The 12989-nt window shown below is 71.6% G+C and carries 10 protein-coding genes; 4 read left to right on the top strand and 6 right to left on the bottom strand.

Going from position 1 to position 12989, the window contains the following annotated elements; translation table 11 throughout:
* Positions 1-29: 29 nt before the first annotated feature.
* From I8N67_RS19020 to I8N67_RS19000, 5 genes are all read right to left on the bottom strand, one after another.
* Positions 30-1118, bottom strand: coding sequence for a BMP family ABC transporter substrate-binding protein (locus I8N67_RS19020; RefSeq protein WP_200304337.1), 1089 nt, complete (start codon positions 1116-1118; stop codon positions 30-32).
* Between the two features lie 759 nt (positions 1119-1877).
* Positions 1878-3257: an amidohydrolase family protein gene (locus tag I8N67_RS19015; RefSeq protein WP_200304336.1), complete on the bottom strand. Its 1380-nt coding sequence runs from the start codon at positions 3255-3257 to the stop codon at positions 1878-1880.
* A complete protein-coding gene (locus I8N67_RS19010) occupies positions 3254-4276 on the bottom strand; it encodes a quinone oxidoreductase family protein (protein WP_200304335.1) in 1023 nt (340 codons plus the stop codon). The genes I8N67_RS19015 and I8N67_RS19010 overlap by 4 nt, the downstream gene beginning before the upstream one ends.
* A gap of 253 nt (positions 4277-4529) precedes the next feature.
* A complete protein-coding gene (locus I8N67_RS19005) occupies positions 4530-5732 on the bottom strand; it encodes a PucR family transcriptional regulator (protein WP_200304334.1) in 1203 nt (400 codons plus the stop codon).
* 10 nt (positions 5733-5742) lie between these two features.
* Complete coding sequence (locus I8N67_RS19000; protein WP_200304333.1) at positions 5743-7191, bottom strand: aldehyde dehydrogenase family protein; 1449 nt, start codon at positions 7189-7191, stop codon at positions 5743-5745.
* A gap of 73 nt (positions 7192-7264) precedes the next feature.
* Between I8N67_RS19000 and I8N67_RS18995 the strand changes: the two genes are divergently transcribed.
* The 4 genes from I8N67_RS18995 to I8N67_RS42690 all read left to right on the top strand — a co-directional run bounded on the left by I8N67_RS18995 (position 7265) and on the right by I8N67_RS42690 (position 12277).
* Positions 7265-8347: an NAD(P)-dependent alcohol dehydrogenase gene (locus I8N67_RS18995; RefSeq protein ID WP_307835283.1), complete on the top strand. Its 1083-nt coding sequence runs from the start codon at positions 7265-7267 to the stop codon at positions 8345-8347.
* A gap of 133 nt (positions 8348-8480) precedes the next feature.
* Positions 8481-10703, top strand: a complete 2223-nt coding sequence (locus I8N67_RS18990) for a cytochrome P450/oxidoreductase (protein WP_200304332.1) — start codon at positions 8481-8483, stop codon at positions 10701-10703.
* 390 nt (positions 10704-11093) lie between these two features.
* On the top strand, positions 11094-12041 hold the full coding sequence (locus I8N67_RS18985; protein WP_234045924.1) for an acetamidase/formamidase family protein: 948 nt from the start codon (positions 11094-11096) through the stop codon (positions 12039-12041).
* Positions 12014-12277, top strand: coding sequence for an acetamidase/formamidase family protein (locus I8N67_RS42690; protein WP_234045923.1), 264 nt, complete (start codon positions 12014-12016; stop codon positions 12275-12277). Before I8N67_RS18985 ends, I8N67_RS42690 begins: the two co-directional genes overlap by 28 nt.
* 13 nt (positions 12278-12290) lie before the next feature.
* On the opposite strand, the gene I8N67_RS18980 is transcribed toward I8N67_RS42690, so the two are convergent.
* On the bottom strand, positions 12291-12989 hold a 699-nt coding region (locus I8N67_RS18980), incomplete at its 5' end, for a GOLPH3/VPS74 family protein (protein ID WP_234045922.1).

Genomic DNA, 12989 nt, shown 5'->3' with positions numbered 1-12989 from the left:
TGCTGATCTTCCTCGTGGCTGTCGGCGCGTCAGCCGAGGCGCTTGACCTCGGCCGCCGGATCGATCTTGTCGGTGCCGATCTTCTTCATGAACTGGTCGAGCCGCTGCGCCTCGTCACCCTTGGGCCGGCAGATCTTGACGCTCGGGTAGGGGTCGACGCCCAGCTTCCACACACGCGTCGTGCCCATCTTGAGGTTGTCCTTGGCGAACTCCTCCAGCGCTGCACGGAAATAGTCACCCGGGCTGAAGATCACCGAGATGTCGTACTTCGGGCTGGTCGAGTCGCACCGGTCAGTGCCCGGCGTGAGGGTCAGCGCGCCACCTTCGTTCGCCATCTGCGCCGCGGCGTCGGTCGCTCCGCCGAGGTAGGGGTAGATGACCTTGATGCCCTGGCTGATCTGTGCCTGGGTGGCTTCCTTGGCCTTGGCCGAGTCGTTGAAGTCGCCGGTGTAGGTGCTCGTCATGGTGGCCTTCGGGACGACCTCCCGGATCCCGGCCAGGAACGCCGTGGCGGCGTTGACGCTGAAGTCGGCCTTGTTGCCGGTGATGAATCCGGCCTTGGTGTAACCCGCCGCCTTCATCTTCAGGCCCGCGGCGTAACCGGCGGCGAGCAGGGACTGATTGGGGTCGTCGGCGGACAACAGGACCCTCGGGTGGACGTCGGTGTCCGACGACGACGGCAGGTACCAGACCGTCTTGCCGCAGACCGGCTCCTCGGAGGCGGGGGTCGCGGTCTTGAGCTCGCTCGCGCCGAGCGCGACCATGTCGACGTTCTGCTGGCACATCGCGCGGGCCGCGGTGAGCGCGTCGCTCGGGGCTACGCTTCCGCGCTTGATGATCGTCCATCCCTTTTCCTCGGCGAAGGCCTCCGCCGAATCGACGAAGCTCTGGTAGTAGCCGCGGTCGTTGATGTCGCCGGGGCTGAGGACACCGACGACGACCTTGCCGTCGCCGTTGACGTCGGGCTCCTTGAGGCGGGAGTCGCTGCCGCCGCTCGCCGCAGGGGTCGCTTTGGACGCGGTCGCCGCGTTACCGGCGCAGCCGGAGAGCGCGAGGGTTCCCGCGAGGGCGAGGCCGGTTGCGGCCCGACGACGCCAGAGCATGCTTCTTGTGGTCATCTGTGTGCTTCCGTTCGCTGGATGGCACCGCCTCTTCGGGGCGGTGGTCACGTCGGAGTGGCGGTCGGCCGGTGGGGCTGACGGCCCGATCGAGTTCGGCGCAGGAGACACGGTCCTGGTGGGAGAGGGGCTCCTCACCCGCGGCGACGAGCCGTGGGAGACCATCCGCCCGACCGCTCGGACCCGGGTGGGGTCGATGCGGCCAAAGGCGGACGTGATCGAAGGTCGGTGGTGATGCCGACGGCCTCCGCGAGCGCGAGGTGCGCGTCCGGGGAGCATGGGCTGTGTGCGCCGCGGCCTTCGTCTCGCGCACGCGGCACCTTCCACAGGGTGGGATGGAGGCGGGCGACGGCGTGTCGGCGATCTGCGGGGGCGGGTTCGCCGGTCGGCGATGGCCATGTGCTGACGCACGGTGGGTGTGCGAGGGCCAGCGCCTCGATGTGCTCGGATGTCTCGCCGGTCGTGAGTTCGCTACGAACGCGGCGGTGTGCTCGGTGTCGATCCGGGCGTCCTTCGGCTCCGGGGTCTCCGGCCGCCGGGCGCCGATGAAGTGACCGTGCTCGACGGCGGCCCTCGCTGACCTGTGTGCAGCAGCCGTACGGCGCGGGGTCGACCCCTGTGTCGGAGTCGCGTCGGATGGGTCGTGTGGGTCGTGTGGGTCGTGTCGGCCGGGCCGGCGACCATCGGTAGCGTCAGCGGGCCCTGCTTCTTCGCCGGCGGAAGCCCGGACTTGTCGATGACGTTCAACGGCGGGTCTCCTTACCGGTCGGCCGCCCGCTCCATGGGCCAGGTGGGGCGGGGGGTGATGCCGGCGCGCCTGAGGAGGGCGGCGGAACGTTCGGCGGCGGCCGCGGCGACGGCCGCGAGGTCGACGCCGGTGGGTCGCCGGTCGCGAACGACCACGCGGCCGTCGACCAGCACGTCTCGGACGGTGCGCGACACATGGCCCCATACGAGCTGGCGGGCGAGGTCGCCCCGGGGCACCCAGGCGGGGTCGCGGGCGTCGAGCACGACGAGGTCGGCCGCCTTGCCCACTTCGAGGGAGCCGATGCGTTCACCGAGACCGATCGCCCGGGCGCCGTCGATCGTCGCGAGGGCGAACGCCTGCTCGGCGCGGATGGGGTCGGGCAGATCACGGTCGCGTTCGAGAGCGGCGAACAGATAGGCGGCAAGGAGGACATCCGGACCGTCTCCGGCGTTGTGCGCGTCGCAGCCCAGGGCGACCCGGCCGCCCCGCCGCACCAGTTCGGCGTGGCGGGAGGCGCGTGTGTACCCCTGGGCAAGACGCAGGTAGGCCCCCGGGCAGGCGGCGACCGCGGTTCCGGTCTCGACGAGGGCATCGACCTCGGCGTCGTCGAGCCACACGGCGTGCCCCAGCAGCAGGCGTGGGCCGAGCACTCCCAGCTCGCGGAAGTGGACCACCGGTCGGCGCGCGCAGCGCTGGGCGTATGCCTCGATGTCGGCGGGTCCCGGCGAGATGTGCCAGGTGAGCCCGACATCGAGCCGCTCGGCCAGGCTCGCCGCCCCGGCGAAGAGCTCGTCGCTCGCCAGGTCGTGGCCGACGAGCGTCACCCAGCCGGTGACCGGCCCGGTGGCCGGCAGGGACCGGACGATGTCCTCCTGCCGGGCGAGCACCTCGTCGGCGGGCGCGCCGAACGGCACGCCCTCGGCGTCCCAGCCCCAGCCGCCGACCCGCCCGCGGACACCCGCGGTGCCGAGCCCGGCGGCGACTCGTTCCGGGTAGGCCACCGTGCCCGGTTCCAGCACGGTGGTGATGCCCCGGGACAGGCAGTCGATCGCGGTGATGGTCGCGGCCAGTTCGTCGTCGTCACCGTCGGCGTGGGCGTGCAGCGGGACGATCCAGTCGAATATCGACTCGTGCGAGCCGATGTGGTCCGGGATCGTGCTGCGCACGAGGGGGTCGACGGTGGTGTGCTGGTGGGCGTTGACCAGGCCCGGAATCACGACACAGCCCGACGCGTCGATCTCCCGCGCGCCCGGGAAGCAGGCGCGCAGATCCTCGGCCGTGCCGAGTGCGGCGATACTGTCCCCGGACACGGCGACCGTCGCACCGGTGAGGACGCGTCGGGCGGGGTCCATCGTGACGACGTCGCCGCCCACGATCAGAAGGTCGGTCATGGCTCGATCACGACCTTGCCGATCGTCTCGCGATCAGCGAGCACGTCCCAGGCGTCGGCCAGGTCCTCGAGCGGGATCCTGGCGGCGGTGGGCAGGTGCAGGCCGTCGGCGAAGCAGGCTGAGGTGGCTGCGACGAAGTCCGCCGAGGTGTAGCCGCCGGTGCCCAGGAGTTTCAGGCCGCGGTGGAAGACCTCCTGGAGCGAGAACGAGACCTGGTCGCCACTGGTGTTGCCCATCAGGAGCAGACGCCCGCGGATGCCCAGGCAGTCCAATGAGGTGCGCCAGGTGTGGGTGCCGACGTGGTCCAGGACCAGATCCGCGCCGGCGCCGCCGGTGAAGACCGACACCGTTTTCGCCGCGTCGGGGTCCCCGTTGGGCAGCACCAGGTCGGCACCGGCGGTGCGGGCCGCGTCCCGCTTCGCCTCGCTGCCGGCGAACGCGACGACCGAGGCACCGGCCCGCTTGGCCAGCGCGATGGCCGCCAGGCTCACGGCGCTGGCGCCGGCGTGCACGACGAGGGTCTCACCCGCGGCGAGTGCCCCGACCGAGTGCACCGCGTGCCACGCCGTCGGAGCGGCGGTCGGCAGAGTGACGGCCGCCGCGAGCGGCAAGGAGTCGGGGACCTGAACTATCGATTCCGCAGAGGCCAGTACGTAGTCGGCCAGAGCGCCGGGGGCGTTGCCGCCGAGGATCCGGGGACTCGAGCAGTACGCACGATCGCCCACCGCGCACCGGGAGCAACTGCCGCACCCCTGGGTGGGGTCCGCGACGACCCGGTCACCCGGGACGACCGAGCTGACCGCGGAACCGGTCGCCACCACCGTCCCGGCGAAGTCCATGCCCGGCACGTGCGGAAACCGGAAGCCGGGGACCAGTCCCGGCCCCTTGCGCTGCAGCAGGTCCAGGCGGTTCAGCCCGCAGAACACGACCTCGACGAGAACGTCGCGCGGTCCGCAGACCGGCTCGGGGACATCCCGTAGGGACACGGCCTCGGGTCCGCCGAAATCTGTCTGCACCATGGCTCGCACCGCACATGCCTCCTTACCCTTGCCGTCTCGCATTGCGAGGCGGTGGAACGTATTGCGAGGTACTTTGCCCCCGCTGACCGGTGCTGTCAACGCTCCCGGGGAACATCTTGGTTTCATTGGTGTATCGCCCATTCACAGGGCTGACAGCCCAGGCTGCGGCAGGTGGGTGAGGGTACGGAGGCAGCTGAGGGCGGCCTCACCGGAAGGCGTCACCGCGCCGCGCGAGGGGGCGGCAGGTGGCGGCTCAGCGCCCGGTCGGCACCGGCTCGTCGTCGCCGTGCAGCCGCTGGTCGTCAGCGGCGAGCAGGTCCAGGGCCGCGAGCGCCAGGTGCAGCTGCGCCGAGGCGGCGGGAAGCAGGGGGTCGATGCCCAGGAGGCTCTTGATCTGGCGCACCCGGTAGCCCACCGAGTTGCGGTGCAGATGGAGTTGTGCGGAGACGCTCTGCCGGCTGCCTCGCTCGGCCAACCAGGCCCGCAGAGTCGCCATCAGCTCCGGACGCTGCCGGATCGGACCGAGGTGCGCCTCGGCGTAAGCCTCCAGCTGCGGGCGCGGGAGGGGCAGGAGTACCTGGACGACCCCGCAGCGGTCGTAGGTGAGCAGCGGGACCATCCGGGCCCTGGCAAGTCCGAGCAGCCTCTCGGCCTCGGTGAAGGACCGGGCCAGGCCTACGGTCGAGTCGGGACGTGAACCGCTCGCCGCTATGACGTGGTCGGCGGAATCGTCGTCGGTCATGAGACGCAGCCGGTTCCGCAGGCGGTCGAGCACGGCCACGTCGGGCACCACCGTCCACGCGGTGCGCCCCTCCTGCCGCACCGGGTGCTCCAGCCAGGTGAGGGCGGTGGACCAGGCACGCAGGCGGGAGCCGCCGTAGTGCAGTACGGCACCGGTCGGCGGTCGCCGCAGATCGATCCCCAGTCCCGCGGCCGCCGCGCACACCGCGGGGCTCACCGTCCCCGACCGCAGCGCGGCGATGACGTCGGCCGGCGTGTGCTGCGACGCGACCTCGGCAGAGCGGTCCCCCGCGCGTACGGCGTCGATGAGCAGCGCGGTGACGGCGGCACCGGCCAGCGCCCGCACGCGCGGGTCACCGGGGCCGACGGTCAGCAGCACACCGGCCACTGTCGTCCCCGCACGCACGGGCAGGGCCGTGGCCCGCAGCCCGTCCAGCGTGTGGACCACCGGTCCGGTCGCTTCGCCGAGCACGCCGTCCGCCACCGCGGGCGGCACCCCCGCACCGCCGTCGGTGGCGGCCAGTGGCGCGCCCTCGGCGGACAGCAGGCGCACGTGCCGACCGGTCGCCCGGCGAAGCGCGTGGAGTACGTCCGAGCGCCCGGCGCCGGCGAGCACCGCCTCGGTCAGTTCCCGCTCCAGCACGGCCGGTGTCGAGGCCTCCGGCTCCGGTCCCTCCCGGGCCGGTTCCGATCGCGCCCCGGCAATGATTCCCATGGTGTCGCTCTCAGCGGGCCAGCAGCCGGATGGCCACGCCCTTCTCCTGGGTGTACTCGCGCAGCGCCGCGTATCCGCCGCCCCGGCTGAAGCCGCTGTCCTTCTGCATGTTGAACGGGAAGCCGATCACTCCCGCGTCGTGGAACTGGTTGACCGCCACCTGCCCGGAGCGGACGTCCTTCGCCAGCCGGAGCGCCCGCGAGACGTCGTCGGTCCAGATGCAGGCCAGCAGGCCGAAGTCCGTCGCGTTCGTCAGCTCGGTCGCCTCGGCGGTGTCGCGGAACGACTGCACGGCGAGCACCGGGCCGAACACCTCCTCCCGGGCGACGCGCATGCCCGCGTCCACACGGTCGTACACGGTCGGCCGGACGAACCACCCGTCGCCGGTGGGCCCGCCACCGGTGACCAGCCGCGCCCCCTCGCGAGGCGTGTCCTCGAGGAAGCCGCTGACGCGGGCGAACTGCGCGGCACTGACCAGCGGCCCCATGTCCAGGTCGGCTTCCCAGGGCCCGGTCCTGACGTCGGCCATGCCGGCGGCGACCCGCTCCACGACCTCGTCGTGCACGGAGGCCTCCACGAGCAGCCGGGAACCGGCGTAGCAGTTCTGCCCCGCGTTCTCGGTGATCGAGGCGACGATCGCCGGGATCGCCGTGTCGAGGTCGGCGTCGGCGAAGACCACGTTCGGCGACTTACCGCCGAGTTCCAGCTTCACCGGGACGAGGTTCTGTGCCGCGGCGGTCATGATCGCCCGCCCTGTGGCGGTGGAACCGACGAAGCTGATGTGGTTGACGTCCGGGTGTGTGGTGAGTGCGACGCCCGCCTCGGGGCCGAGGCCCGCGACGACGTTGATCACCCCCGGCGGGAAGCCTGCGCGGCGGGCGAGTTCGACCAGGGCGAACGGTGCCAGCGGCGCGATCTCGGACGGCTTGAGCACGACCGTGTTGCCCGCGGCGAGCGCCGGCGCGACGTTGGCGGCGGTGAGCACGGCGGGAACGTTCCACGGGATGACGACGGCGCACACGCCGTACGGCTCGTGCACCGTGTAGCCCAGGTAGTCGGGGCTGCGGGTGGGCAGGGTGACGCCGGTGAGCTTGTCGGCCGCGCCGGCGAAGTAGTCGATGATGCCGTGTGCGATGTAGATGTTCGTCCGGCCCCCTGACAGGGGTTTGCCCACGTCCTGGGCCTCGACGGCCGCGAGGGCCTCGACCTCGCCGATGACGAGGTCGGCCCAGCGCCGGATCAGCGCTCCGCGTTCACTCGGGTTGGTCGCCGCCCAGGCAGGGAAGGCGCGGCGCGCGGCGGCGACCGCGTCGTCGACATCGGCGCCTCCCGCCCGGGCCACCTCGGTGATCACCTGCCGGGTGGCCGGATCGAGGACGTCCAGCGTGCCGCCGTCGCGGGCCGCAACCCACTCGCCGTCGATGAAGTGCTGGGAAGAAGGAAAGTCAACAGCCGCCATAGGGGGAACCTTGACCGACCTTGTCGCGCATGTCAATATGCAGTCTCGCAATGTGAGGCAATGAGGAGGCCCTGTGCGTGCCACCGCCGCTCTGCTGGAGCAAGCCCGACAGCCATTCGTCCTGACAGAGGTGGACCTGGACGATCCCCGCCCGGACGAGGTGCTCGTCCGCGTCGCGGGCGTCGGCATCTGCGGTACCGACCTCGAGTTCTCCACCTTCTTCCCCACGCCCGCGCTGCTCGGGCACGAGGGCTCGGGCATCGTCGAGAAGGTCGGCGCCCACGTCACCTCCGTACGCCCGGGCGACCACGTCGCCATGTCCTTCGCGTCCTGCGGCACGTGCGCGCTGTGCCGTACCGGCTCGCCCGCCTACTGCCGCGGCTTCGACGCGGTGAACTTCTCCGGCCGCCGGCCTGACGGCTCCACCGCGGTGACCCACGAGGGGCGGGAGGTCAACGCCCACTTCCTCGGACAGTCGTCGTTCGCCAGCCACGTCGTCGCACCGGAGCGGGCGGTCGTCAGAATGGACCCGTCGTGGGACCTGCTGCGGGCCGGCCCCTTCGGCTGCGGCTTCCAGACCGGAGCCGGCGGCGTGCTCAATGTGCTGCAGCCGCGCCCCGGGTCGTCGATCGCGGTCTTCGGGACGGGGGCTGTCGGCGTGGCCGCTGTCATCGCCGCCTCGCTGAGCGGCTGCGAGGTCGTCGTCGCCGTCGACGTGAACCCGGCCAAGCTCCAGGCGGCCCGCGGCTACGGAGCCACGCACACCGTCGACTCCTCGGCCGGGGAGGCCGCCGAGCAACTGGCCGCCCTGGTCCCGGAGGGGTTCGACTTCGTGGTCGACACGACCGGGCGCGAGGATGTCCTGCGCACCGCGGTGGAGGCTCTCGGGCCGCTCGGTCGGGCCGGCGTCATCGGAGTCGGCCCGAGCGAGTCGATGAGCTTCGAGTGGCGCAGCATCCTCAACGGGCGCACCGTCACCGGCATCATCGGCGGGTCCAGCCTGCCGCAGCTGTTCCTGCCACGACTGCTCGAGCTCAACGCCAAGGGCCGGTTCCCGGTCGAGAAGATGATCACCTACTTCCCGTTCGAGCAGATCAACGAGGCCGTCGCCGCGGTCCGGTCCGGCGCGGTCGGCAAGGCCGTCCTGACCTTCTGAGCGTCTCCCACGAGACGTTGTCGCACGCGGCGCGACGCCTTAGGGTGGGCCGCGCCGATGAGGCACGCAGACATCCGGTGGCGCGGCCGGACAACACCGCGCGCAAGGCCCGAGCACGTGGAGCGTGCCCACCATGTCCGCCGACATCGACTTCATGCCCGCTGACACCGACTTCGACCACCACTCCGACGAGGCCAACGCCGATCCGGTCGCCTACTACGCGCAGTTCCGCGAGAGCTGTCCGGTCGGCCGCTCCGCCGCCCATGGCGGCTTCCGGTACACGACGCGATACGCCGACGTGGCACGCATCGCCCGCGACGACGAGACGTTCTCCTCCGCTCGCAGCGACCACGGCGGCCAGGGGGTCGGCATCGTCATCCCCAAAGGACCGGGGCTGGAGCAGTATCCGATCGAGCTCGACCCGCCGCGTGCGACCGAGTACCGGAAACTGATCAACCCGCTGCTGACCCCGGAGGCGGTCGAGCACCTGGTACCCATGATCGAGCGCCACGCCGCCCGCGTCGTGGACGACTTCATCGAGCTCGGCTCCTGCGACCTCGTCCGCGACCTCACCAACCCGCTGCCGGCCGCGGTGACCTTGGACTGGCTCGGTTTCCCCGAAGAGGACTGGGCGAAGCTGGCAGGGCCGATCCACGATATCTTCGCCGCGCCGACCGGCAGCGAACGTGCCGTGCGCGGGGCCGCCGGACTGGCCTACATGGACCAGCGCATCCGCGAGCTGATCGCCGAGCGCCGGTCCGAACCGAAGCCCGACGGGGTCAGCACGCTGGTGGCCGGCCGGCGCGCCGACGGCGGCGAGTTCGGCGACGACGAGCTGGTGTCGGTGATCGGCCTGCTCATCGCCGGCGGCGTCGACACCACCACCTCCCTGACCGGATCGACTCTCGTCCACCTCGCTCGCCACCCCGACCAGCGCCAGAAGCTGATCGATTCCCCCGATCTGCTGGACACCGCGACCGAGGAGTTCCTCCGCGCGTTCGCTCCGTCGCAGTCGATGGCGCGCACTGTCACCCGGGACGTCGAGGTCGGCGGCTGTCCGATGCGCACGGGCGACCGAGTGCTGATCCCGTGGGTCGCCGCGAACCACGACCCCACCGTGTTCCCCGACCCCGAGCAGGTACGACTGGACCGCGACGCCGGCCGGCACCTCAGCTTCGGGATCGGATCGCACCGGTGCGCCGGCGCGCACCTCGCCCGAGCCATGTTCCGCGCGATGATGACGCAGATCCTGACCCGGCTGCCCGACTATCGGGTGATCGAGGAAGGGCTCGTTCCCTACCCGACGCGCGGCAACCAGTCCGGCTGGGACGCGATCCCGGCGGTCTTCACGTCCGGTCCTCGGGCGACCGCGGCGGCAGGATCGATCCGCGCGCTGACCACGCCCACCCCGCTGCGGGTGACCGAGGTGCGCGCGGCGGCCGACGGCGTCCTCGCCGTCGGCCTCGGCCTGCCGGACGGAGGCGAACTGCCCGCCTGGCAGCCCGGCGCGCACGTCGAGTTGCGCCTGCCCTCGGGCAGGCTGCGCCAGTACTCGCTGTGTGGCGACCCCGCCGACGCCGCGACGTGGCGCATCGGCGTCCTGCACGAGCCGAAGGGCCGGGGCGGATCGGTCGAACTCCACGAACTCGCCCGTCCCGGAGTCACCTTCGTGGTACGCGGGCCGCGCAACCACTTCCCGCTCACGCCGGCGCCGTCCTACCTGTTCCTCGCCGGCGGCATCGGCGTCACACCGATCCTCGCCATGACCCGTGAGGCCGCCGGACGCGGCACGCCCTTCACGGTCGTGTACGGCGGACGCACCCGCTCGACGATGGGGTTCGCCGACGAACTCGCCGCCATCGCCGGCGACGCGCTCACCCTGCTCCCGCAGGACGAGGCCGGCCTGCCGGACCTCCCCCGACTGCTGGGCCGCCTGGACGCGGACACCGCCGTCTACGCGTGCGGGCCGGCACCGATGCTGGCGGCCGTCGAGCACGAGTGCGCCCGCCTGAATCTCACCGACCGGCTGCACCTGGAGCGCTTCACCGCCGGCGACGACCTCGAAACGGCGTTCGATGCCGTTGAGAACCGGACCTTCGAGGTCCAGCTCGCACGCACGGGAGTCACGCTTCCCGTGCCGGCCGACCGCCGCCTCATCGAGGTCCTGCGCGATGCCGTCAGCGGCCTGTCCTACGACTGCGAGAAGGGATACTGCGGCGCCTGCGAGACCCGCGTCCTCGCGGGGACACCCGAGCACCGGGACTCCGTCCTCAGCGACGAGGAACGCCTTGCCGGACGCACGATGATGATCTGCGTCGGCCGCTGTCAGGGCGACCGGCTCGTCCTCGACCTCTGAGGTCTGGCCAGGTGGACGCGTCCACCGCCCGCCTGGCCGGGCCGAAGATCACGTCGTAGGCCACCGCCGCGCGCAACCCCTCCAGGCACGACGATGGGCCCCGTCCGAAGACCGGTCGGGGCCCCGATGTGCCCGCCCCCTGCCGGACGGGCGAACACACCAGGCCGAGCAGGGCTGTGCGGATAGGCCGGCTCACCTTTCGCAACAGCCACACGGACGGCTCCGGCAGCGAGTATGGCGCCCCTCCCGCCACCTCGGGGCTCGCCCCCCATCCCCTTTTTCGAGATGGCATATTGCAATACAAGACACCTTTACAGCGTCGCCCTCCAGGGGAAACACCACGGCAACTGGGCGTTCCCAGCGTTCGAGTCATCGCCTACAGAAAAGGCCATGACCGTGACCGTTTCGCCCCGGCTCGACCTTGCCGCGACGGGCTTCCCGATCCTCCAGCCGCATCACGGAGTGATCGCGTCGACGACCTACATCCCGGCCACGCCCGGGAACACCCTGTGGGGTCGCCTTCCGTGCGAGGCAGACTCACCGTGTGCGGTCGTGCAACCGGGCTCCGCCATCACGGTCGACACGATCAGCCACGAGGGAGTTCTGGAGGACCAGCGCCGCAACCCACGTGAGTTCTTCAGCCGTTACGGCGTCAGCGGCGGCCATGTGCTCGACGACGCCCGGCAGGTGGCGGACTCCGGCATGCCGCACGACTTCGACAATGACGGGCCGCACCTCGTCACCGGGCCGATAGCCGTGGCCGGCGCCAGGCCGGGCGATCTGCTCGCCGTGACCGTCCTCGGCCTCACCCCGCGGGTTCCGTACGGCATGGTCTCCGCACGCCACGGCTTCGGCGCACTCCCTGGCGAGATGCCGTCGCTGCCCGGCCCCGTGTTCACCTTCGCGACGGCACACTCGGCTCGCCAGGGCGCGTGGGGCCGGATGGCGGTCGACCCGGCGGACTCCTCCCGTGGCTCACTGCGCTTCCCGCTGCGGCCGTTCCTCGGCGTCATGGGCGTGGCGGTGCCCGGGGGCGAACGACCGCACTCCGTCCCGCCGGGGCGTCACGGGGGCAACATCGACGTCTCCCTGCTCGGCGAGGGCGCCACCCTGTTCCTTCCGGTACAGGTCGACGACGCGCTGGTCTACTTCGGGGATCCCCACTTCGCGCAGGGCGATGGCGAGGTCGCCCTGACAGCGTTCGAGGCGTCGCTGCGCGCCACCGTGAAGCTCGAGGTGGTGCCGGGTGGTGCGGCTGTCCGCCCTGGCCACGGCCGCGTCGCCCCGTTCGCCGGACGGACGACCACCTCGTGCCGATCGGCCTGGACGAGGACCTGAACGAGGCGATGCGCGACTGCGTGCGCTGCGCGCTGGACCTGCTCGCGACCGACTACGGTATCGACCGCCATGTGGCGATGGCCTACCTCAGCGCGGCGGGCGACTTCGCGGTCTCCCAGGTCGTCGACGGCGTGAAGGGCGTTCACGGGAAGATCCGCAAGTCGGACTTCCGCGGGGTCGGCCGACCGGGTCGATCGGTGGGTCGCGCCGATTTCCGCCCCGGCATGGAGACATGACAGGGCGGCGGGTTCAGGCCCAGGAGCACAGCGCTACGGGCCACACGCACGCGGCGACCGCGGCCAGGATCTCGGCGCAGGCCGGGCCCAGGGACCGCATCCGCGCCCCGTACTCGCTCTCATCCTGATCTCCAGACGCCACTGCGCAGGCAGTCGCCAGTGTGGCCAGCGCGACGGAGCGATCGTCGGCCCCACTGCGCAGGGACCGGACCGCGGCACCCTGTCGCTCCCCGCACAGGACGTCGTAGCGACGGGCCGAATCGGCCGGCAAAGGCAACCGTCGCGGCGTGCGAACAAGGACGCCGTCAGTGATCAACCCGGCCGCGAGACGCTTGTGCGCGCCGCCACTCAGGGCCCTGACCCACTGCGGCGCCGTGCGCAGCGTGCGCGACGACTGGATCCGCACGAGCACCTCGCCGAGTACGCGGTCGCGCGACTGCGCCGCGTGGACGGCGACGATGTGTCCGCCGGCAGTGTGGATGAGGCCGTCCAGAGCCAGTTCCATCAGCATCGCACCGCTCAGGCCGAAGTCGAGACCGGTGCGATAGCTGGGAACGCGCCCCTGTCCGTCCAAGTACACGGCCAGCATGAAGTCGTCCGCAAGGCTCGTCGCGCAACCGGCCTTCATTCCGTTCTCCCCTTCGCGGCGCGTCGGCTTGGGCATCCGGGTGCTTCCGGATGGGCGGCCGAACCAGATCCCGATGGGGCTGCC

The sequence above is a fragment of the Streptomyces adelaidensis genome, assembly GCF_016598475.1.
GTDB lineage: Bacteria > Actinomycetota > Actinomycetes > Streptomycetales > Streptomycetaceae > Streptomyces > Streptomyces adelaidensis.
The sequence above is the reverse complement of the archived record's forward strand: the minus strand, read 5'-3'. Positions and strand labels throughout refer to the sequence as shown.